The organism is Stenotrophomonas sp. 05N423 (genome assembly GCF_056397145.1).
Map to the genome: position 1 here is coordinate 103,188 of NZ_JBFTMV010000001.1, position 19,066 is coordinate 122,253.

General features: G+C 69.8%; 24 protein-coding genes. 7 read left to right on the forward strand and 17 right to left on the reverse strand.

The genetic code is table 11. From position 1 onward, the window contains the following. Window positions 1-40: 40 nt before the first annotated feature. The 16 genes from AC1DGW_RS00495 to AC1DGW_RS00570 all read right to left on the reverse strand — a co-directional run bounded on the left by AC1DGW_RS00495 (window position 41) and on the right by AC1DGW_RS00570 (window position 12,934). A complete protein-coding gene (locus tag AC1DGW_RS00495; RefSeq protein WP_478018690.1) occupies window positions 41-841 on the reverse strand; it encodes a carboxylesterase family protein in 801 nt (266 codons plus the stop codon). Between the two features lie 70 nt (window positions 842-911). Next, entirely contained in the window at window positions 912-1,175 is a 264-nt protein-coding gene (locus AC1DGW_RS00500; RefSeq protein ID WP_478018691.1) for a hypothetical protein, read from the reverse strand. 5 nt (window positions 1,176-1,180) lie between these two features. Then, on the reverse strand, window positions 1,181-2,542 hold the full coding sequence (gene mgtE / locus AC1DGW_RS00505) for a magnesium transporter (protein ID WP_478018692.1): 1,362 nt from the start codon (window positions 2,540-2,542) through the stop codon (window positions 1,181-1,183). A 359-nt stretch (window positions 2,543-2,901) separates the two neighbouring features. Further along, window positions 2,902-4,626, reverse strand: a complete 1,725-nt coding sequence (ptsP, locus tag AC1DGW_RS00510; protein ID WP_478018693.1) for a phosphoenolpyruvate--protein phosphotransferase — start codon at window positions 4,624-4,626, stop codon at window positions 2,902-2,904. A 55-nt stretch (window positions 4,627-4,681) separates the two neighbouring features. Continuing rightward, window positions 4,682-4,951 carry an HPr family phosphocarrier protein gene (locus AC1DGW_RS00515; RefSeq protein ID WP_054663755.1) on the reverse strand — a complete coding sequence of 90 codons (270 nt, stop codon included), beginning with the start codon at window positions 4,949-4,951 and terminating at the stop codon, window positions 4,682-4,684. After that, window positions 4,944-5,336 (reverse strand): PTS sugar transporter subunit IIA, encoded by a 393-nt coding sequence (locus AC1DGW_RS00520; protein WP_055768503.1) that lies wholly within the window; start codon window positions 5,334-5,336, stop codon window positions 4,944-4,946. The genes AC1DGW_RS00515 and AC1DGW_RS00520 overlap by 8 nt, the downstream gene beginning before the upstream one ends. 65 nt (window positions 5,337-5,401) lie before the next feature. Then, on the reverse strand, window positions 5,402-6,280 hold the full coding sequence (gene rapZ / locus AC1DGW_RS00525; protein WP_478018694.1) for an RNase adapter RapZ: 879 nt from the start codon (window positions 6,278-6,280) through the stop codon (window positions 5,402-5,404). Next, the gene (gene hprK / locus AC1DGW_RS00530; protein WP_478018695.1) at window positions 6,277-7,227 is read right to left on the reverse strand and encodes an HPr(Ser) kinase/phosphatase; all 951 of its coding nucleotides are present in this window, start codon (window positions 7,225-7,227) and stop codon (window positions 6,277-6,279) included. The genes rapZ and hprK overlap by 4 nt, the downstream gene beginning before the upstream one ends. Then, a complete protein-coding gene (locus AC1DGW_RS00535) occupies window positions 7,224-7,676 on the reverse strand; it encodes a PTS sugar transporter subunit IIA (protein ID WP_433853916.1) in 453 nt (150 codons plus the stop codon). Before AC1DGW_RS00535 ends, hprK begins: the two co-directional genes overlap by 4 nt. A 24-nt stretch (window positions 7,677-7,700) precedes the next feature. Then, a complete protein-coding gene (hpf, locus tag AC1DGW_RS00540) occupies window positions 7,701-8,015 on the reverse strand; it encodes a ribosome hibernation-promoting factor, HPF/YfiA family (RefSeq protein WP_055767861.1) in 315 nt (104 codons plus the stop codon). 57 nt (window positions 8,016-8,072) lie between these two features. After that, window positions 8,073-9,491, reverse strand: a complete 1,419-nt coding sequence (locus AC1DGW_RS00545) for an RNA polymerase factor sigma-54 (protein WP_478018697.1) — start codon at window positions 9,489-9,491, stop codon at window positions 8,073-8,075. A 42-nt stretch (window positions 9,492-9,533) separates the two neighbouring features. Beyond that, window positions 9,534-10,253, reverse strand: a complete 720-nt coding sequence (lptB, locus tag AC1DGW_RS00550) for an LPS export ABC transporter ATP-binding protein (RefSeq protein WP_055767868.1) — start codon at window positions 10,251-10,253, stop codon at window positions 9,534-9,536. After that, window positions 10,253-10,771, reverse strand: coding sequence for a lipopolysaccharide transport periplasmic protein LptA (gene lptA, locus AC1DGW_RS00555; RefSeq protein ID WP_478019576.1), 519 nt, complete (start codon window positions 10,769-10,771; stop codon window positions 10,253-10,255). The genes lptB and lptA overlap by 1 nt, the downstream gene beginning before the upstream one ends. Next, a complete protein-coding gene (gene lptC, locus AC1DGW_RS00560) occupies window positions 10,758-11,324 on the reverse strand; it encodes an LPS export ABC transporter periplasmic protein LptC (protein WP_478018700.1) in 567 nt (188 codons plus the stop codon). Before lptC ends, lptA begins: the two co-directional genes overlap by 14 nt. Beyond that, a complete protein-coding gene (locus AC1DGW_RS00565; RefSeq protein ID WP_478018701.1) occupies window positions 11,321-11,869 on the reverse strand; it encodes a KdsC family phosphatase in 549 nt (182 codons plus the stop codon). Before AC1DGW_RS00565 ends, lptC begins: the two co-directional genes overlap by 4 nt. 63 nt (window positions 11,870-11,932) lie before the next feature. Continuing rightward, a complete protein-coding gene (locus AC1DGW_RS00570; RefSeq protein WP_478018702.1) occupies window positions 11,933-12,934 on the reverse strand; it encodes a KpsF/GutQ family sugar-phosphate isomerase in 1,002 nt (333 codons plus the stop codon). Between the two features lie 52 nt (window positions 12,935-12,986). Here AC1DGW_RS00570 and AC1DGW_RS00575 point away from each other — a divergent pair, with 52 nt between their 5' ends. The 3 genes from AC1DGW_RS00575 to AC1DGW_RS00585 are packed head-to-tail and all read left to right on the forward strand — an operon-like array spanning window position 12,987 to window position 14,845. Beyond that, window positions 12,987-13,217 carry a BolA family protein gene (locus AC1DGW_RS00575; protein WP_478018703.1) on the forward strand — a complete coding sequence of 77 codons (231 nt, stop codon included), beginning with the start codon at window positions 12,987-12,989 and terminating at the stop codon, window positions 13,215-13,217. A 33-nt stretch (window positions 13,218-13,250) separates the two neighbouring features. Further along, the gene (gene murA, locus AC1DGW_RS00580) at window positions 13,251-14,525 is read left to right on the forward strand and encodes a UDP-N-acetylglucosamine 1-carboxyvinyltransferase (RefSeq protein WP_478018704.1); all 1,275 of its coding nucleotides are present in this window, start codon (window positions 13,251-13,253) and stop codon (window positions 14,523-14,525) included. Then, entirely contained in the window at window positions 14,522-14,845 is a 324-nt protein-coding gene (locus tag AC1DGW_RS00585; protein WP_478018705.1) for an EF-hand domain-containing protein, read from the forward strand. Before murA ends, AC1DGW_RS00585 begins: the two co-directional genes overlap by 4 nt. 309 nt (window positions 14,846-15,154) lie before the next feature. On the opposite strand, the gene AC1DGW_RS00590 is transcribed toward AC1DGW_RS00585, so the two are convergent. Continuing rightward, the gene (locus AC1DGW_RS00590) at window positions 15,155-16,039 is read right to left on the reverse strand and encodes an outer membrane protein assembly factor BamD (RefSeq protein ID WP_478018706.1); all 885 of its coding nucleotides are present in this window, start codon (window positions 16,037-16,039) and stop codon (window positions 15,155-15,157) included. Between the two features lie 112 nt (window positions 16,040-16,151). Between AC1DGW_RS00590 and rluD the strand changes: the two genes are divergently transcribed. From rluD to AC1DGW_RS00610, 4 genes are read left to right on the forward strand one after another with little or no spacing between them, the layout of a single operon-like run. Then, a complete protein-coding gene (gene rluD, locus AC1DGW_RS00595) occupies window positions 16,152-17,135 on the forward strand; it encodes a 23S rRNA pseudouridine(1911/1915/1917) synthase RluD (protein WP_478018707.1) in 984 nt (327 codons plus the stop codon). 3 nt (window positions 17,136-17,138) lie between these two features. Then, on the forward strand, window positions 17,139-17,918 hold the full coding sequence (gene pgeF, locus AC1DGW_RS00600) for a peptidoglycan editing factor PgeF (RefSeq protein WP_478018708.1): 780 nt from the start codon (window positions 17,139-17,141) through the stop codon (window positions 17,916-17,918). Beyond that, on the forward strand, window positions 17,903-18,457 hold the full coding sequence (locus tag AC1DGW_RS00605; RefSeq protein WP_478018709.1) for a DUF4166 domain-containing protein: 555 nt from the start codon (window positions 17,903-17,905) through the stop codon (window positions 18,455-18,457). The genes pgeF and AC1DGW_RS00605 overlap by 16 nt, the downstream gene beginning before the upstream one ends. Further along, entirely contained in the window at window positions 18,450-18,857 is a 408-nt protein-coding gene (locus AC1DGW_RS00610; protein WP_478018710.1) for a thiol-disulfide oxidoreductase DCC family protein, read from the forward strand. The genes AC1DGW_RS00605 and AC1DGW_RS00610 overlap by 8 nt, the downstream gene beginning before the upstream one ends. The last annotated feature ends 209 nt before the right edge of the window (window positions 18,858-19,066 follow it).

Sequence of the window (19,066 nt, forward strand, 5' to 3'; positions counted from 1 at the left end):
CTGCTTCCGGCAAGTGCCGGCCGTGGCCGGCACTACCGCATCAACGCTTCTGCGCGAACAGCCAGCGCCACATCGCCGGATCGGCGTAGGTGGCGTCCCAGGCATTGTGGTTGCCCTGCGGATACTCGGTATAGCGTGCGTCGCGGGCACCGACCGCCTCGAAGGCGGCACGCAGCCTGCGATCGTCGTCCGGCCGCACCACATCGTCGCGTGCGCCATGGAAGATCCAGACCGGCATGTCCTTCAGGCGTCGGGCAATCGCCATATAGGGGTCGGCTTCCTGCGCCACGGCCTCGACCAGCAGGCCCGGCCGCTCGCTGCGCGGGGCGCGCACCGCGCCGCAGACCGGCACGACCGCGGCGAAGCGCGCCGGTTCGGCCAGGGCGATGTTCCAGCTGCCGTAGCCGCCCATCGACATGCCGGTCAGGTACTGGCGTTTCGGATCGGCGCCGAACTCGCGGATCGCCGCATCGAGCGCGGCGATCGCCAGGCGATTGTTGCGCCCGCTCCATTCCCCGCCCCCGGCGACCTGCGGCAGCACGGCCAGCGCGGGGAAGTCCGCCGCGTGGGCGCGCAGGTAGGGGCCCAGTCCGGCCTCGGTCTGGCGGACGCCGTCGTTGCCGCGCTCGCCCGAGCCATGCAGGAACAGCACCACCGGTGGGGCATCGGGCCCGCGCGCGGACGCGGCGGGGACGAACACCTGATAGGGCATGCGCACGCCATCGAGCGCGACAGTGCGGGCGACGAAGCGACCATGGCCAGCATCGGGGAGCGAGACGCAGCCGGCGAGGACGGTCATCAGGACGAGCAGGGGAAGGCGATGCAGACGGGGGAAGGCCATGGAACGCTCCGCGCCGGGAATGCCGCCATCGTAGCGGCGACGCCGCATCCCTGCCGGTTGCGGCACCTCATCAGGGACGCGGCGCGCTGGCGAGGATCGCCAGCTGTTCGCTCGCCTCGGCGTTGCCGGCCGCGGCGGCGGCCTGGACCTGCGCCAGATCGGGGTGGAGCACCACCAGCAACGGGAATTCGCACTGCGGGCAGGCGTACTCGCTCTGCTCGTCGTGCAGTTCCATTTCCATCTGCCGGGAAGTGCCCTGCCATCCGCAGGCGGGGCAGGTGTGGTCGTGTTCGCGCCAGCCGGGCTGGTAGTAATCGGTGATGGTGGTGGTCATGGTCGTCAGCGCAGCAGCACCAGCGTTGCCAGCCCCAGGAAGGTGAAGAAACCCATGGAGTCGGTGATGGCGGTCAGGAAGATGCCGCTGGCCAGTGCCGGGTCGAAGCCGAGCCGCTTGAGCGTCATCGGGATCAGCACGCCGGCCGATGCGGCCAGCAGCAGGTTGCAGGTCAGGGCGATGAAGATCACCAGCGACAGCCCGGGGTTGTGGAACCAGACCAGCACGATCAGCCCCAGCACCGCGCCCATCAGCAGGCCGTTGAGCAGGGCCACGCGCAGTTCCTTCCACAGCAGCGCCTTTACGTTGGAGGCGCCGACCTGGCCCAGCGCCAGGCCACGGACCATCAGCGCCAGCACCTGGGTGCCGGCGTTGCCGCCGAGGCCGGCGACCATCGGCATCAGCACCGCCAGCGCCACCAGTTCGTTGATGGTGCCTTCGAACTGTCCCACCACGTTGGCGGCGACGAAGGCGGTGCACAGGTTGACGAACAGCCACACCAGCCGCCGGCGCATCGCGCGCCAGACCGGACTGAACAGGTCTTCGTCCTCGTCCAGGCCGGCGGCGCCCAGCGCCTGGTGCTCGGCCTGTCCACGGATGATGTCCACCACGTCGTCGATGGTGATGCGCCCGATCAGGATGTTGTTGTCGTCCACCACCGGCGCCGATACCCAGTCGTGGTCGGAGAACTGCCGCGCGACCTCGTCGGCGCTCTCGCCCACGTCGATGGCCGGTTGCTCGTCGTCGACCAGGCGGTTGATCGGGGTGCTGTCCTCATGGGTGACCAGCGAGGCCAGCGACACCCGGCCCAGGTACTGGTGGCGGCGGCTGACCACGTACAGGTAGTCGGTGTGGTCGGGCAGTTCGCCGCGCAGGCGCAGGTAGCGCAGCACCACGTCGATGTTGACGTCGGCGCGCACGGTGACCACGTCCGGGTTCATCAGGCGCCCGGCGGTGTCTTCCGGATAGGACAGCACCTGCTCCAGCCGCTCGCGGTTCTCGCGGTCCATCGACTTGAGGACTTCGTCGATGACCGTGTCGGGCAGGTCCTCGACCAGGTCGGCCAGGTCGTCGATGTCCAGGTCTTCGACCGCGGCGATGATCTCGTCCGGGTCCATGTCGGCCAGCAGGCTTTCGCGCACTTCCTCGCCGACGTGGACCAGCACCTCGCCGTCGTCTTCCTGGTCGACCAGTCCCCACACCACTTCGCGCTTGCCCGGCGGCAGCGATTCGAGCAGGTTGCCGATCTCGGCCGGTGCCAGGGTGTTGACCAGCCGCCGCACCGGTCCCAGCCGGCCGCTGTCCAGCGCGTCGGAAAGCATGCGCAGCTGGCGTGCGGTCTTGTCGTGGCGTACGGCTTCGGCCATCGGGACTCCGGATAGGGGAGGGCCGCGATGCAGGATGCGGCAGGGGAAGTGTCGGGCGCGTCATTATCACGCGCGGATGTTTCAGTGCACACCCTTCGCGTTGATGTGGCGCGGGGGGCGGATGCCGCATGGGTCTGGGGTGTGCTTGGTGAAGCCGGGGCGATCCTCCGCAGAGCTCCAGCGCAGCAAGCCGTGCTCTACGGGCGCATTGCTGGCTGAAGCATCCGCCAGCGAAGCCGGCTGTCGTATCTGCAAGACCCTGCCGGCTGCATCGGTAGGAGCGCACTTCAGTGCGCGATGGGGCTTTCCCGGTAGAGCTTCTTCGCGCACTGAAGTGCGCTCCTATGGTGAGGCCATGGTCAGGGCGGGGTGGCGTTTGCGATCCAGCGCTCGATGCCGCGGCGGTCGCGTGCCTGCAGCAGCTTGCCGGCGCGTGCGCGCAGTTCGCCGTGGTTGCAGTCGCGGATCGCACGGCGCACTTCCAGCAGCGTGGCCGGGTGCAGGCTGAATTCCGCCAGGCCCAGGGCCAGCAGCAGTGGCGTCATGCGCGGGTCGCCGGCGATCTCGCCGCATACCGACAGCGGCGTACCGTGTGCCTGCGCGGTACCGATCACCTGCGCCAGCAGCTGCAGCACCGCCGGGTGCAGCGGCGAGTAAAGCTCGCCCACCGCCTCGTTGTTGCGGTCGGCCGCCAGCAGGTACTGCACCAGGTCATTGGTGCCGACGGACAGGAAGTCGACCTGGTCGATGAAGGTCGGCAGGGCGATGGCCGCGGCCGGGACCTCGATCATCGCGCCGACCGGCACATGTTCGGCCAGGGCGTGGCCCTCCTCGCGCAGTGCCGCCACCAGCCGTGCCATGCGGCGCTTGAGCGCGAGGATTTCCTCGCGGGTGCTGACCATCGGTACCAGGATGCGCACCGGGCCATAACCGGAGGCGCGCAGCAACGCGCGCAGCTGGGTGTCGGCCACCCTGGGGTGTGCCAGCAGCAGGCGGATGCCACGCAGGCCCAGCGCCGGGTTTTCCTCGCGGCCCAGCACCAGCCCGCTGCGGTCGGCCTTGTCCGCACCCAGGTCGAGGATGCGGATGGTGACCGGCCGCCCGCTCATGCCGAGCACGGCGTCGCGGTAGTGGTGGAACTGCTCTTCCTCGTCCGGCAGGCCGTTGCGCTGCAGGAACAGGAATTCGGTGCGGTACAGGCCCAGCCCGTGCGCACCCAGGGCATGCGCGCGCGCCACGTCCTCGCGCGATTCGGCATTGGCCAGCAGGGTGACGTCCACGCCGTCCACGGTGCGGCTCGGCTTGGAGCGCAGGTGGCCGAGCTCGCGCTGTTCGCGCGCCAGGTCGCGCAGGCGCTGGCGATACTGGCGCAGGTCGTCGGCGGCCGGTTCCAGCACCACCTCGCCGCTGCCGCCGTCCAGGATCAGCACGTCGCCGTCGTTGATCCGGTGCAGCACGCCGCTGGCGCCGACCACCAGCGGCAGGTGCAGGCTGCGGGCGAGGATGGCGCTGTGCGACAGCGGGCTGCCGGCGCTGGTGACGATGCCGACCACGCCCTGAGACTGCAGCTGGGCCAGTTCCGAGGGGGCCACGTTTTCGCAGACCAGGATCTCGCCGGCCAGCCCCTTCATGCCGGCCGGGCGCTTGTGCAGGAAGGCGTTGATGCGGCCGATGACGTGGTCCAGGTCGTCCAGGCGGCTGCGCAGGTAGTCGTCTTCCATGCCCTCGAACACCTGGGCCAGGGTGTCGCGCTGCAGGCGCAGGGCATAGGCCGCGCTGTAGCGGTGGCTGCGGATGCGCTCGTCCAGCGCCAGCAGCAGTTCGGGATCGTCCAGCAGCATGGCGTGCAGGTCGAGGAACTCGCCGACCTCGGCCGGCAAGGCACCCTGCAGGCGCTGGCGCAGTTCGCGCATCTCCGCGCGGGCCGACTCGATGGCCTGGTGCAGGCGCTGCAGTTCGGCTTCGACCGCGCTGGCGGGAATGCGCTTTTCGGTGACTTCCTGGGCATGCGGCAGGCGTACGCGGGCGCGGCCGAGCGCGCTGCCGCGCGAGGCGCCATGGCCGTTCAGGCGCAGCGCCGTCATGCCGCCGCGCCTCCCGGCGCGGTGCTGGCAGGGGCCGACGCTGCGTCCGGCGCCATCAGCTGTCCTCGTCGAAACGACGCTCGAACAGGTCCACGACCGCCGCCATCGCGTCGGCCTCGTCCTCGCCCTGTACCCGCACCGTGACCGGCGTGCCCTGGCCGGCGGCCAGCAGCATCACGCCCATGATGCTCTTGGCGTTGACCTCGCGGCCCTTGGCCACCAGTGTGGCGTTGGCGCGGAAGCCGGACAGCAGCTGCACCAGCTTGGCGGTCGCGCGGGCATGCAGGCCCAGGCGGTTGGATACGGTGAGTTCGCGTTCAAGCATCGTCGATGATGGCTCCATTGCGGGCGCCCGCCGCGGCGGTGGCGGGCAGTTGGTCCAGTCCCTGTTCCGGATAGTTCATCACCCGCAGCAGCATCGGCAGGCTCAGCGCCGACACCCGTCGCACCGGCGTTCCCAGCCGCGCCAGCCGCGCCGCCAGGTTGCTCGGGCTGGCCCCGTACAGATCGGTCAGCACCAGCACGCCGCCTTCGCCCTCCACCCGCCGCATGGCCGCCGAGGCCAGAGGCAGCTGCGCGTCCAGGTCCGCGTCGAACGGCACCTCGAAGGCCTCGGCCTTGAGTGGAAGCTGGCGCAGCAGGCGCGTGGCGACTTCCAGCAGGGAAGAGCCGACGCCGGGATGGGTCACGAGGAGAATGCCGCAGGTCATTACTGAACGTTAACAGGTCAGGCGCAGTCCGCGATAGCGCCCGGATCGTGTCTTCAGTGCGTCATTCAGTCCTGTTCCCGGTGGAACGTGGCCACGTCCTGCCAGCCCTGCGCGCGGGCATGCCGGGCCAGGCGCTCGGCCAGGTAGACCGAGCGGTGCTTGCCGCCGGTGCAGCCGAAGGCGACGGTCACATAGCTGCGGGTATCGCTGCCCAGCTTGGGCAGCCAGGTGTCGAGCAGGTCTTCGAGCTGGGCCGCGTAGCGCACCACCTCCGGCTGCGCGTCCAGATACTCGCGCACCTCGCGGTCGCGGCCGGTCAGCGAACGCAGTTCCGGATCCCAGTGCGGGTTGGGCAGCACCCGTGCATCGAACACGAAGTCGGCCTCGGCCGGCACGCCGCGCTTGTAGGCGAAGGATTCGAACAGCAGCGACAGGCCGCCGCCATGGCCAAGGGCGAACTCGGTGATGAGCTTGCGCCGCAGCTGGTGCACGTTGAGCCGGCTGGTGTCGATGACGGCGTCGGCCTCGCGGCGCAGCGGTGCGGTCAGCTCGCGCTCGCGGACGATGGCCTCGGGCAGGGACAGTCCCAGCTGGCTGAGCGGATGGCGCCGCCGCGTATCGGCGAAGCGCGCCAGCAGGGTGTCGTCGTCGGCTTCGAAGAACAGCAGGGTTGCCTCGATGTCGTGGTCCCTGGCGCTCTGCCGCCATTGCCCGAGCTGGCTCAGGTCGCTGCGGCCGCGCACGTCGATGCCCAGCGCCATGCGCCGCGGGCGTCCCTCGTTGCGTTCGCCGAGCACGCCGCGCACGAATTCCGGCAGCAGGTTCACCGGGATGTTGTCCGAACAGTAGTAGTCCAGGTCCTCGAAGGTCTTCAGCGCCACCGACTTGCCGGAACCGGACAGGCCGCTGACGATGACCAGCACCGGGGACGGCGTAGTGTTCATGGGATGCGTTGCTCCAGCAGGTTGCTGTGGCGGGCGATGAACATCGCCGCCGGGTCGATGCCCTTGGTGCGCAGGATGTGCAGGCGCGTGGCGGCCTCGGTCAGCACCGCCAGGTTGCGGCCGGGCATCACCGGCAGGGTGATCAGCGGCACGTCCAGATCGAGCACGTGGCGCTTGCCGGAGTCGCCGGTCAGGCGCTCATAGCCATAGCTGGTGGGTTCGGTCATCGGTTTGGTCAGGTGGACGATGAGGCGAAGGTACTTGTTCTTCTTTACAGATGTGTCACCGAACATCTGGCGCACGTTGAGCACGCCCAGGCCGCGCACTTCCAGCAGGTCCTGCAGTAGTTCCGGGCAGGTGCCGTCGAGCACGTCCGGGGCGATCTGGGTGAATTCGGGGGCGTCGTCGGCCACCAGCCGATGGCCGCGGCTGAGCAGTTCCAGCGCCAGTTCGCTCTTGCCTGATCCGGCTTCGCCGGTGATCAGCACGCCGATGGAGTAGATCTCCATGAACACGCCATGCAGGATGATCCGCGGCGCCAGCGTGCGCGCCAGGTGGTAGGACAGGTGGTTGAGCAGTTCGTGGCCGCGCCGCGGCGAGACCCACAGCGGGGTCTGCGACTCGTCGGCCGCCGCGCGAAGGTCTTCCGGGCAGCCATGGCTCTTGGTGATGACCAGCGCCAGCGGCCGCGCCTGGATGATGCGTTCGATCACTTCCCAGCGCTGGCGCGAATCCAGCGAGTCCAGCCAGGTCAGCTCCTCGGTGCCGAGGATCTGCACCTTGTTCGGGTAGATGGTGTTGAGGTAGCCGGCCAGCGACGGGCGCCGCGCGACAGTGTCGCCGGCTTCCAGTTCGCGGTTGCCGCCGGCCTGGCCCGCGGCCCAGCGCAGGTCCAGTTTCTCGCGCTGCTGGTCGAACAGTTCGCGCGCGGTGATGCGGGTGTTCATGAGGGACGGATCCGCTGCGGATGGTCGAGGATCTGCTTGAGCGCGCTGCCGTCGTTGGCAGCGCGCAGGGCGTCGCGGACATGGGCGTCGGAGAAGATCTCCGCCAGTTCGGACAGCAGCATCAGGTGCTGGTGGGTGTAGTGCTCGGGCACGGCCATTGCGAAGACCAGGTCGACCGGCTCGGTGCCGCCGAAATCGATGGGCTGCAGCAGCCGCAGGAAGGCGCCGCGCGGGCGTTGCAGGGTGGGAGAGCGGCCGTGCGGGATGGCGATGCCATGGCCGATGGCGGTGCTGCCGACGTTCTCCCTGTCGCACAGGCTTTGAAAGATGCTTTCGGCGCCGGCTTCGCGGCAGGCGAGCAGGCCGGCGGCGGCGCGCAGGGCGCTGTCGCGGTCGGCGGCCGCGAGTACCCGGGTACTCACGGCCGCCATCAGGTCATTCAGGGGCATGACTGCAACGGACGGTGGCGGATGTCAGCCATTGTCGCGCAGTGCATGGGAGGCGTGGGGAAGATGCTTTTCCTTGTGCTTGATCACCAGCCGGTCGAGCTTGTCGGCCAGCAGGTCGATCGCTGCGTACATGGTCTGGCCGCCGGCCTCGGCATGCAGGGTCTGGCCGGGAAGATTGGCGCTGGCATCGACATGGTGCTCGTTCTTCTGCAGTGACAGGGTCACCCTGACTTCGCAGTGCTGGTCGAAGTGCTTGCCCAGCCGTTGCAGCTTGGTTTCCACGTACTCCTTCAGGGCGGGGGTGACTTCCACGTCTTTGCCAAACGTTTCGATACGCATCGGATGCCTCCTGTGGTTCGGGGTTGCCAATGAACCCTGCCGCCGGCCGCGAGCGTTTCAGACAAGGCGTACGCGTTCGTGGGAGGCGGAGATGTTCATGGCTTCACGATACTTCGCCACGGTGCGGCGCGCCACCGGTATTCCGCTGTCCTTGAGCATGTCGGCCAGCTTGGCGTCAGAAAGCGGCTTGCGCGGGTTCTCGGCGTCGATCAGGCGCCGGATCATCGACTGGATCGCGGTGCTGGAGGCTTCGCCGCCGCCGTCGGTATCGATGCCCGAAGCGAAGAACGCACGCAGCGGCAGGGTGCCGCGCGGGGTACGCACGTGCTTGCGCGCGATGGTGCGCGAGATGGTGGATTCGTGAAGGTCCAGTTCGGCGGCGATCTCGCGCAGGGTCAGCGGGCGCAGCGCCTGCGCGCCGAATTCGAGAAAACCGGCCTGGTGGTGCAGCAGGCTGTTGACCACGCGCAGCAGGGTCTGTCCGCGCGCCTCCAGGCCCTTGAGCAGCCAGCGCGCTTCCTGCAGCTGGGTGCGCAGGTAGCTGGCATCGGCGTCGCCGCAGCGGCGGATCAACTGCTCATAGCCGCGGTGGATCACCACACGCGGACCGGCATGGCCGGCGAGCGCCGCCTTCCAGACGCCGCGCTGGCGCCAGACCACGCAGTCGGGAACGACATAGTCGTCCGAGGACACTTCGCCCAGTTGCCGGCCCGGGCGCGGGTCCAGCGAACGCAGCAGCTGCACGGCCTCCTCGACGGCTTCCACGGGCTGCCGCAGCTCGGCGGCGATACCGGGGACGCCGGCGCGCGGCAGGCGTTCCAGCGGGCCTTCGGCGATCCGCCGGGCCAGGCACAGGCCCGGCGTGGCGGCGGGCAGTGCGTCCAGCTGCAGCGACAGGCACTCGCCCAGCGTGCGTGCGCCCACGCCGGCCGGGTCGAAGCGCTGGATCTGGTGCAGCACGGTGAGGATCTCGTCCTCGCCAGCGGCGATATCCGGGCGCAGGGCCTCGGCGATCGCCGGCAGCGGTTCGCGCAGGTAGCCGTCCTCGTCCAGCGCGTCGATCAGGGTGACGCCGATGGCGCGGTCGCGCGCGCTGAGGTGGGACAGGTGCAGCTGCCACAGCAGGTGGTCGGCAAGCGTGTCGGCTTCGGCGATGCGCTCGCCGGCATCGCCATCGCCGTCGTCGAACGAGCCGCCCTGGCCACCGCTCCATTGTTCGCCCTCGCCGGGCCATTCCGCGCCGTCGTCGCCGCGACGGTCATCGTCGCCGGCCTGCGTGGGCGCGTCCGCGTGTTCGCCGGTGGGTTCTGCCGGTGCGGCGTCCTCGGCCCATTCCAGCAGCGGGTTGGTTTCCACCGCTTCGGCCAGTTCCAGCTCCAGTTCCGTGCTGGACATCTGCAGCAGGCGGATGGCCTGGCGCAGCTGCGGCGTCATGACCAGCTGCTGTCCCAGCGATGTCTGCAGCCGTGCTTTCATCCGGGTTTCCGGCGGAAGGAGGGGCGACCTGCCGCGGCCGGATCAGAGCGTGAAGCTGTCTCCAAGGTAGACACGGCGGACGTCGGTATTGGACAGCAGTTCTTCCGGTGCTCCCTGCGCCAGTACGCTGCCTTCGGCGAGGATATACGCGCGGTCGCAGATTCCCAAGGTCTCGCGGACGTTGTGGTCGGTGATCAGCACGCCGATGCCGCGCTGCTTGAGGTGGGTGACGATGCGCTGGATCTCGCCGACCGAGATCGGGTCGACGCCGGCGAACGGCTCGTCGAGCAGGATCAGGCGCGGCCTGGCGGCCAGCGCGCGGGCGATCTCGCAGCGGCGGCGCTCGCCGCCGGAAAGGCTGGCGCCGGCCTGGTCGGCGACGTGGCCGATCTGCAGTTCGTCCAGCAGCGCGGACAGTTCGCGTTCGCGGCCGTCGGCATCCAGGTCCTCGCGCAGTTCCAGCACCAGGCGGATGTTGTCGGCCACGCTGAGCTTGCGGAACACCGACGGCTCCTGCGGCAGGTAGCCGACGCCGAGCTTGGCGCGCGCGTACATCGGTTCGCCGGTGATGTCGCGGCCGTCCAGCTCGATGCGGCCGGCGTCGCTCTCGACCAGGCCGACGATCATGTAGAAGCAGGTCGTCTTGCCGGCGCCATTGGGGCCGAGCAGGCCGACCACTTCGCCGGCGTCGAGGGTGAGGCCGAACTCGCGCACGACCTCGCGGTTCTTGTAGCGCTTGCGCAGGCCCTGGGCGACGAGCATTACTTCTTCTCTCCCGCCGCGGCCGGCGTCTTGTTCTTGGGCTGGATCACGGTGCGCACGCGGGTGCCGTCGCCGCCGCTCTGCATGTCGCCGGTGCGGGTGTTGTAGACCATGCGCTGGCCGGCGCTGGAACCGCGCTCGGACTCGACGCGGTAGTTACCGGTCAGCACGATCACCTCGCTGCTGACGTTGTAGTCGAAGTTGTCGGCGCGGGCATTCATCCAGGTGCCATCGTCCATCTGCTGCTTGAGCGTGGCCTGCTTGCCGGCGAGCAGCACGCGTTCGATCTCGCCATCCTTGCGGATCAGGTCGGCGGTGTCGGAGTGGATTTCCATGGTGCCCTGGGTGATCACCACGTTGCCGCTGAAACGGCACTTGCCGTTATCGGCGAAATTACAGTTGTTGGTGTCGGAATTGAGTTCCATGGGCTGATTGCGATCGGCCGCCTTGGCCCATGCCAGCGCGGGAACGAGCAGGGCGGCGAGCATCGCGGTCACCGCGAGCTTAGCGGGCAGCATTGGGTTCATAGCGGGTCTTGACCTGGGAAAGAAGGGAATACTGCCGGGACTTCAGGTCGGCTTCGAAGCCGACGCCGGTCTGCTCCAGGCCCGGGCGGGTCAGGGTGACGCGCTCGGCGGTACGGGCCTGGTTGCGCTCGGGGAAGACGTCCAGCGCGGTGGTGCGGAAGGTCGTGGACGGGGTGGTGCCATCCCGTGGGCTGTCGCCGGCGACGTTGCCGCGCAGGCGCAGTTCCTCGCCCTTGGCGCTGACCCAGCCGGTATCAGCCTGCAGTTGCCAGTGCTGGCCCTCGGCGTCGGGCAGCAGGAACACGGGCCGGGCGATGGTCGAAGTCTGGTCGGCGGCATTGCGCTCCATGGACGGCGCGCGCAGCGTGGCCGTTTCCTTGCCGTCCTTGTCCAGGGTGACGATCTCGAACTGTCCCAGCACGTAATCGGCGCGCACCTGCGAAGCGCCCGACGGGGCTTTCGTCCCGCGGTGCCGCCACGCCGACCAGCCGCTGGCCAGCGCCGCCAGCAGCAGGCCGGTGCCGATGACCATGCGCCAGTTCATCGCGCGAACTCCGCCACGGCCGCGTCGAGCCTGCCCTGCGCGGCCAGCAGCACGTCGCACAGCTCGCGTGCGGCGCCGCGCCCGCCTTCGCTGCGGGTCTGCCAGTGCACGCGTTCGGCGATCAGCGGGTGCGCATTGGCCGGCGCCACCGCCAGCCCGACCGCGCACAGCGGCGCCAGGTCTGGCAGGTCGTCGCCCATGAACGCCACCTGCTCCAGGCCGATGCCGAAGCGCTCGCACAGCACGCGCACGCTGGCCAGCTTGTCGCCGACAGCAATCTGCGTGTCGATGCCGAGGTCGGCGCCGCGCCGCTGCGCCGACAGGCTGTTGCGCGCGGTGATCAGCACCGGGTGGATGCCGTGCTTCTGCAGCAGTTTCAGGCCCAGGCCGTCCTGCACGAAGAACGCCTTGCTCTCGTTGCCGGCGTGGTCATAGAACAGGCGCCCGTCGGTCAGCGTCCCGTCCACGTCGAAGCAGGCCAGCCGGATGTCGGCGGCGACGGCGTGCAGTGCGGCGGGGAAATGGGTGAGGGGAGACCAGGGCATGGTGCGGGCGATCCGTTGCGGCAGGACGGGCCATCTGGCCCGGAAGCGTGATTGTGCGGGCTTTTAAACCACTTTTGCCCGCAACAGGTCATGAATGTTCAAGGCGCCGACGGCGCGGCCGTCGCCATCGACGACGATCAGGCCGTTGATCTTGTACTGCTCCAGCAGGCGCGCGGCCTCCACCGCCAGCTGGTCGGCGCCGATGGTGCGCGGCGCGCGGGTCATCACTTGGGCGATGCCGGCGGTACGCACGTCCAGGTCGGTGTCCAGGGCGCGGCGCAGGTCGCCGTCGGTGAACAGGCCGACCAGGCGGCCGTCGGCATCGACCACGGCGGTCATGCCCAGGCGCTTGCGGCTCATCTCCATCAGCGCCTCGCTGAGGCTGGCGTCCTCGCGCACGCTGGGCAGGTCGGCGCCGGCGTGCATCACGTCGGTGATGTGCAGCAGCAGGCGCCGGCCCAGGCTGCCGGCCGGGTGCGAGCGGGCGAAGTCGTCGGCGGTGAAGCCGCGCGCGTCCAGCAGAGCCACCGCCAGCGCGTCGCCCATGGCCAGCGAGGTGGTGGTGCTGGAGGTCGGCGCCAGCGCCAGCGGGCAGGCCTCGTGGTCGACGTTCACGTCCAGGTGGACGTCGGCGGCGCTGGCCAGGCTGGACTGCGGCCGGCCGGTCATGGCGATCAGCGGGTTGCCCTGGCGCTTGAGCACCGGCAGCAGCATCAGCACCTCGTCCGACTCGCCGGAGTAGGACAGCGCCAGCACCACGTCGTCCTCGGTGATCATGCCCAGGTCGCCGTGGCCGGCTTCGCCCGGGTGCACGTAGAACGCCGGGGTGCCGGTGGAGGCCAGGGTGGCGGCGATCTTGCGCGCGATGTGCCCCGACTTGCCCATGCCGGTGGCGACCACGCGGCCGCGCGAGCCCAGGATCAGCCGGCAGGCGGCGGCGAATTCGGCGCCGATGCGGCCGCCGGTCCGTTCCAGTTCGGCACGTTCGATCTCGAAGACGCGGCGGCCGCTGGCGACCAGGTCGGCATCGCTCAGGGTGTCCAGCGAAAGGGGGGAAGCAGCCATGCGGGCGCCACTCGGAGGGTAGAATGGGCGTTCATTTTATTAGGAAAGCGCTTTGGACGCCGAGACCATCCAGAACCTGATCGAAGCCGGCCTGCCCGGCGCCCGCGCGCAGGTGCAGGGCGAGGATGGCGTGCACTTCGAGGCCACCGTGGTCTGCGAGGCGTTCGCCGGCAAACTGCCGCTGGCCCGGCACCGCATGGTCTATGCGACGCTGGGTGACCTGATGGGCGGCGCGATCCATGCGCTGGCCCTGAAAACCGTCACTCCCGGCGAAGCCGGCTGAGCCGGCTCCCTCCCACCTACTGGCCTCACACACATGGCGAAAATCGTGGTCACCGGCGGCAACGCGCTGAACGGTGAAGTGAATGTCTCCGGCGCCAAGAACGCCGTCCTGCCCATCCTCTGCGCGACCCTGCTGGCCGATGCGCCGGTGGAGATCACCAACGTGCCGCACCTGCACGACGTGATCACCACGGTGAAGCTGCTCGGCGAACTGGGCGCCAAGGTCACCATCGACCAGGGCACGCTCTCGCGCGGCAGCGCGATCGTCGTCGACCCGCGCAGCGTCAACCAGCACGTGGCGCCGTACGAGCTGGTCAAGACCATGCGCGCCTCGATCCTGGTGCTCGGCCCGCTGCTGGCCAAGTACGGCGCGGCGGAGGTGTCGCTGCCCGGCGGCTGCGCCATCGGTTCGCGGCCGGTGGACCAGCACATCAAGGGCCTGCAGGCGCTGGGCGCGGAAATCACCGTCGAGAACGGCTTCATCAAGGCGCGCGCGGACCGCCTGAAGGGCGGCCGCTTCACCTTCGACATGGTCAGCGTCACCGGTACCGAGAACGTGCTGATGGCCGCGGTGCTGGCCGAAGGCACCACCGTGCTGGAAAACGCGGCGATGGAGCCGGAGGTCACCGACCTGGCGCATTGCCTGATCGCGCTGGGCGCCAGGATCGAGGGCCTGGGCACCGCGCGGCTGGTGATCGAGGGCGTCGAGCGCCTGGATGGCGGCCGCCATGCGGTGCTGCCGGACCGCATCGAGACCGGCACCTTCCTGGTCGCCGCGGCGATGACCGGCGGCCGCGTGGTGATGCGCAACGCGCGTCCGGACACGCTCGACGCGGTGCTGGCCAAGCTCATCGAGGCCGGCGCGAAGATCGAGACCACCGAGGACAGCATCACCCTGGACATGCAGGGCAAGCGGCCGAAGGCGGTCAACCTGACCACCGCGCCGTACCCGGCGTTCCCGACCGACATGCAGGCGCAGTTCATGGCGCTCAACTGCGTGGCCGAGGGGGTGGGCGTGATCAACGAGACGATCTTCGAAAACCGCTTCATGCACGTCAACGAACTGCTGCGCCTGGGCGCGGACATCCAGGTCGAAGGCCATACCGCCATCTGCCGCGGCGTCGAGCGCCTGAGCGGGGCGCCGGTGATGGCCACCGACCTGCGCGCGTCGGCCAGCCTGATCCTGGCCGGGCTGGTGGCCGATGGCGATACCACCATCGACCGCATCTACCACCTGGACCGCGGCTACGAGAACATCGAGGAAAAGCTCGGTGCGCTCGGTGCGCGCATCCGCCGGGTGAGCGCGTGATCCTGCGCGGCAGGTTCACCCCGCGCCGCCGCGCGCTGCTGGTCCTGGTGCTGCTGGCGCTGGGCTGGCTCGGCTGGGCCTGGTATGCCGGCATCGCCATCACCCGCGGCGTGGAGAAGGAGCAGATGGACTGGAACGGCGACGGCCAGGTCAGCCGCGACGAGTTCTTCCAGGCCTTCTATGCCGTCACGGTCAAGGACACGCAGGAAGGCAACCGCCACTGCCGCAGTTTCCTCTGGCGCCGCAACGGCGAGGAATTCCGCCGCGACTGCAGGACGGTGTTCAAGGCCGGCGACGCGGCGGAAGCCGCCAAGCCGTAACCGGCCCCGCGGGAGCGGCTGATGCCGCTCCTGCGGACGGCGCAAGGGCACGTGTTGAAGCCCCTGTCGGCGGTGTCCGGCAGCGATGGCGACAAGGCGGGGGAACTGCTCTCCGCGTGCCGGTCTATCCCGAAAGAGAGCCCATCCGGGCGCTGGCCCATCGCCGGCGTTCCCTGCGATGCCCGCGCATCAAAAGCTCCGGACCGCACGCCCGCGACCGTCGGCCCGCGCGCCATCGCCCCCCCCCCCCCGAAACGCAAAACGCCCCTTGCGGGGCGTCATGCCGTGTCGCGCCTTGGCAGGCAGGTCTTACTTGCGGTTCATCCGCGCATTGCGCTGGCCGGTGGCGGCGGATTTCTCGCCGGCGAACGGGTTGAGCTTGCGGGCGATCCACGGGTACTTCGGCCAGTCGCCCTGCAGCCACGGGTGGCCGGGTTCATTCAGGGCCAGCACGCGGCGGGCGTCGTCGGCCAGGGCCTTGTTGCCCAGGTGGACATAGGACTCGCCGAGCAGGGCCACCGCGTCGTTCTGGAAGGCGCTCTGCGGGTAGGTTTCCAGCAGGTAGGTGGCGCGGCCGGCGGCCGAGACCCAGGCGCCGCGGCGGGCGTAGTACAGGGCGTTGTCCATCTCGTGCTGGGCGAACACGTCGCGCAGCTCGACCATGCGCTGGCGCGCGTCGGCGGCGTAGCGGCTGTTGGGGTAGCGCTCGGTGACGATGTTGAAATCAGCGTAGGCCTGGCGCGGCGTGGACAGGTCGCGGCGGCTGGAGTCCAGCGACCACACCCGGCGCAGGAACACGGTGTCGCTGTTGCCGTTGGCCAGCCCGCGCAGGTAGTACAGGTAGGCGATGTTGCGGTGGGTCGGGTAGGTGCGGATGAAGCGGTCGATGCTGGAGACCGCGTCGTCGTTCTTGCCGGCCTTGTACTGGGCGTAGGCGCTTTCGATCATCGCCTGCTCGGTGTACGGGCCATACGGGTACTGCGCGATCAGCCGCTTGAAGCTGTTCTCGGCGCCGGACCAGTTGCCGCCTTCCATCAGCTTGTGGCTCTTTTCGTAGAGCTTCTCGACCGGCATGCCCTCGTCCGCGTTCTTGCTCTTGGTGCCGCGATGGCAGCCAGTGGCGGCGAAGACCAGGACCAGCAGCAGGGCAGTGATGCGGACGGGAGCGGACAGCAACAGGGAGCGTCGGATCATGGGTCGGGGCGGGACGCGGCAGGAATACGAGGGGGCGATGATAGCCTAGTGGCCTGTCCTGCGACTGACTCCCGTCGCCGGGACCCCCCGAATTCCGCCGATACCCCCTGCCATGTCCGACAACGCTTCCCTTCCTTCCCGCCAGGCGCGGGTGCCCGATGCCGCCGCCGGCCGCCGTTTCGACGCGGTGCTGGCCGAGCTGTTCCCCGAATTCTCCCGTTCCCGCCTGAGCGAATGGATCAAGTCCGGGGCGGTCCTGCTCGACGGCTCCCCGGTGCGTGGGCGCGACCCGGTGCGCGGCGGCGAGGTGGCCACCCTGAATGCGATCCTGGACATCGAGACCGATGCCCGGCCCGAGGACATCCCACTGTCGGTGCTGTATGAGGACGAGCACGTCTTCGTGATCGACAAGCCGGCCGGGCTGGTGGTCCACCCCGGCGCCGGCAACCCCAACGGCACCCTGGTCAACGCCCTGTTGTTCCGCGACCCGGCGCTGGCGGCGGTGCCGCGTGCCGGCGTGGTCCACCGGCTGGACAAGGACACCAGCGGCGTGATGGTCGTGGCCCGCACCCTGCAGGCGCAGACCGCGCTGGTCGAGCAGCTGTCTGCGCGCGACGTGCACCGCCAGTACCTGGCGGTGGTGAGCGGCGCGCTGGTCTCCGGCGGCAGCGTCGATGCGCCGATCGACCGCCACCCGCGCGACCGCCTGCGCATGGGCGTGCGCGAGGACGGCCGCGACGCCGTCACCCACTACCGCCTGCGCGAACGCTTCCGCGCCCATACCGCGCTGGAGTGCCGGCTGGAAACCGGCCGCACCCACCAGATCCGCGTGCACATGGCGCACCTGAAGCACCCGATCATCGGCGACCCGCTGTACGGCGGCGCGCTGAAGCTGCCCAAGGGCGCCACCGACGACCTGGTTGCGCAGCTGCGCGGCTTCAAGCGCCAGGCGCTGCACGCCGAGACGCTGGAATTCGTGCACCCGATCACCGGCGAGGCGATCCGCAACAGCGCGCCGGTGCCGGCCGACATGCTGGCGCTGATGAAGGCGCTGCGCGAGGACACCCAGGTTTTCGCCGAACGCGAGCGGCGCTGAACCATGGCCGCCGCGCTGCCGCTGCTGCAGGCTGCCTGGCCGGCGCCGCCGGGGGTGCATGCCTTCACCACGCTGCGGCGCGGCGCGGGCGGCTCGCAGCCGCCGTTCGACAGTTTCAACATGGGCAACCGCAGTTCGGCCGAGGGCGACGACCCGCTGCAGGTGCAGCGCAACCGCGATGAACTGCAGCGGCTGGCGGGCCTGCCGTCGACGCCGCACTGGCTGCGGCAGGTGCACGGCACCGGCGTGCAGCGCTTCGACGCGCCGGCCGTGGCGCAGGCCGCGGACGCCGAGCCCATCGCCGATGCGGCGGTGACCTCGGCGCCCGGCGTGGTGCTGGCCATCCTCACCGCAGACTGCCTGCCGGTGGTCTTCGCCGCCCGCGACGGCCGTGAGGTGGCCGCCGCGCACGCCGGTTGGCGCGGGTTGGCCGACGGCATGCTGGAAGCGACGCTGGCGGCGATGCGCACGCCGGCGGCCGATGTCATCGCCTGGCTCGGTCCGGCGGCCGGCCCGGCACATTACGAGATCGGTGCCGATGTGCGCGAGGCCTTCCTCGCGCATTCGGACAGTGCCGACACCGCGTTCGCCGCCACCCGGCCCGGGCACTGGCGCGTGGACCTGTACGCGCTGGCGCGGCAACGGCTGCAGGCCGCCGGCATGAATCCGGCCGGCATCCACGGTGGCGACCAGTGCACCATCACCGATCCGTCGCGCTGGTTCTCGCACCGGCGCGATCGCCGCAGCGGGCGCATGGCGACGCTGGTATGGATGGCGCGGTGAACCCGCCGCTGTTCGAGCGCGTGCTGGGTGCCGCGTTCGCGCAGCTGCCGCCGGTGCTGCGGGCGCTGCATGCGGTGCCGCGACGTCAGCTCTGGCGCGGCCAGGGCCGCGTGCGCCGCGGCGGGCATTGGCTGGTGGCACCCTGCGCCTGGCTGGCGCGCCTGCCGCCCAGCGCGGACGCGGTACCGGTGACGGTCGAATTCGTGGTGGATGACGCCGGCGAATGCTGGAACCGCCGCTTCGGCGCCGCGCGCATGGTCTCGCGCCTGTGGCAGCGTGACGGGCGCCTGTTCGAGCGCCTGGGGGCGGTGCGCTTCCGTTTCGCCCTGCACGCCATGGACGGCGAAATCCACTGGCGGGCCGAACGGGTCTGGGCGTTCGGCATCGTGCCGCTGCCGGCCGGCTGGTTCGCGCAGGTGCGTTGCCGCGAACGCGAACATGCCGGCCGCTACGAATTCGAGGTGGACGTGGCGTTGCCGCTGGTCGGTCCGCTGATCCGCTACGAAGGCTGGCTGCTGCCCGGAGAAGACGATGCATGACGGTGCCGCGCCGGTGATCGTGTTCGACGGCGTCTGCGCGCTGTGCAGCCGCTGGGTGCGCTTCCTGCTGCGCTTCGACCGCCGCGGCCGCTACCGCTTCGCGGCGATGCAGGGCGCGCATGGGCGGCAGTTGATGGCCGCACATGGGCTGGATCCGGACGATCCGCTGTCGTTCCTGCTGGTCGAGCAGGGCCGGGCGCATACCGATACCGATGCCATCGTGCGCGTGCTGGCCGGGCTGGGCGGCGTCTGGAAGCTGGCGGCGCTGGCGCGGTTGCTGCCTCGGTCCTTGCGCGACCGCGGCTACCGCTGGCTGGCGCGCAACCGCTACCGCTGGTTCGGTCGCCATGACGCCTGCTACCTGCCGACACCGGCGCAGGCGGCACGGTTCCTGGACTGAAGTCGACGCTGCCTGCGCACCTTTCGTGGATGCGGGGCTTGCCCCGCATGCTTGCCTGCCAATCCGTAGGAGCGCACTTCAGTGCGCGATGGAGTTTGCACGCAGATCCCTCTGCAACAGCCCGCACATCCATGTGCGGGGATTCAAATGGAAAGCCCCATCGCGCACTGAAGTGCGCTCCTACAGGGAATCCTGCATGCGGGCGGCGC

What these genes read in the sequence shown, in the direction of transcription:
- AC1DGW_RS00535 (WP_433853916.1), bottom strand. Translation starts at nt 7,676, where the DNA reads ATGCCCCTGAATGACCTGATGGCGGCCGTGAGTACCCGGGTACTCGCG.
- AC1DGW_RS00515 (WP_054663755.1), bottom strand. Translation starts at nt 4,951, where the DNA reads ATGCTTGAACGCGAACTCACCGTATCCAACCGCCTGGGCCTGCATGCC.
- mgtE (WP_478018692.1), bottom strand. Translation starts at nt 2,542, where the DNA reads ATGGCCGAAGCCGTACGCCACGACAAGACCGCACGCCAGCTGCGCATG.
- ptsP (WP_478018693.1), bottom strand. Translation starts at nt 4,626, where the DNA reads ATGACGGCGCTGCGCCTGAACGGCCATGGCGCCTCGCGCGGCAGCGCG.
- lptC (WP_478018700.1), bottom strand. Translation starts at nt 11,324, where the DNA reads ATGAACTGGCGCATGGTCATCGGCACCGGCCTGCTGCTGGCGGCGCTG.
- AC1DGW_RS00500 (WP_478018691.1), bottom strand. Translation starts at nt 1,175, where the DNA reads ATGACCACCACCATCACCGATTACTACCAGCCCGGCTGGCGCGAACAC.
- rluD (WP_478018707.1), top strand. Translation starts at nt 16,152, where the DNA reads ATGTCCGACAACGCTTCCCTTCCTTCCCGCCAGGCGCGGGTGCCCGAT.
- rapZ (WP_478018694.1), bottom strand. Translation starts at nt 6,280, where the DNA reads ATGAACACTACGCCGTCCCCGGTGCTGGTCATCGTCAGCGGCCTGTCC.
- AC1DGW_RS00590 (WP_478018706.1), bottom strand. Translation starts at nt 16,039, where the DNA reads ATGATCCGACGCTCCCTGTTGCTGTCCGCTCCCGTCCGCATCACTGCC.
- AC1DGW_RS00565 (WP_478018701.1), bottom strand. Translation starts at nt 11,869, where the DNA reads ATGCCCTGGTCTCCCCTCACCCATTTCCCCGCCGCACTGCACGCCGTC.
- lptA (WP_478019576.1), bottom strand. Translation starts at nt 10,771, where the DNA reads ATGCTGCCCGCTAAGCTCGCGGTGACCGCGATGCTCGCCGCCCTGCTC.
- murA (WP_478018704.1), top strand. Translation starts at nt 13,251, where the DNA reads ATGGCGAAAATCGTGGTCACCGGCGGCAACGCGCTGAACGGTGAAGTG.
- AC1DGW_RS00495 (WP_478018690.1), bottom strand. Translation starts at nt 841, where the DNA reads ATGGCCTTCCCCCGTCTGCATCGCCTTCCCCTGCTCGTCCTGATGACC.
- AC1DGW_RS00610 (WP_478018710.1), top strand. Translation starts at nt 18,450, where the DNA reads ATGCATGACGGTGCCGCGCCGGTGATCGTGTTCGACGGCGTCTGCGCG.
- AC1DGW_RS00570 (WP_478018702.1), bottom strand. Translation starts at nt 12,934, where the DNA reads ATGGCTGCTTCCCCCCTTTCGCTGGACACCCTGAGCGATGCCGACCTG.
- hpf (WP_055767861.1), bottom strand. Translation starts at nt 8,015, where the DNA reads ATGCGTATCGAAACGTTTGGCAAAGACGTGGAAGTCACCCCCGCCCTG.
- AC1DGW_RS00520 (WP_055768503.1), bottom strand. Translation starts at nt 5,336, where the DNA reads ATGACCTGCGGCATTCTCCTCGTGACCCATCCCGGCGTCGGCTCTTCC.
- AC1DGW_RS00605 (WP_478018709.1), top strand. Translation starts at nt 17,903, where the DNA reads ATGGATGGCGCGGTGAACCCGCCGCTGTTCGAGCGCGTGCTGGGTGCC.
- lptB (WP_055767868.1), bottom strand. Translation starts at nt 10,253, where the DNA reads ATGCTCGTCGCCCAGGGCCTGCGCAAGCGCTACAAGAACCGCGAGGTC.
- AC1DGW_RS00545 (WP_478018697.1), bottom strand. Translation starts at nt 9,491, where the DNA reads ATGAAAGCACGGCTGCAGACATCGCTGGGACAGCAGCTGGTCATGACG.
- pgeF (WP_478018708.1), top strand. Translation starts at nt 17,139, where the DNA reads ATGGCCGCCGCGCTGCCGCTGCTGCAGGCTGCCTGGCCGGCGCCGCCG.
- hprK (WP_478018695.1), bottom strand. Translation starts at nt 7,227, where the DNA reads ATGAACACCCGCATCACCGCGCGCGAACTGTTCGACCAGCAGCGCGAG.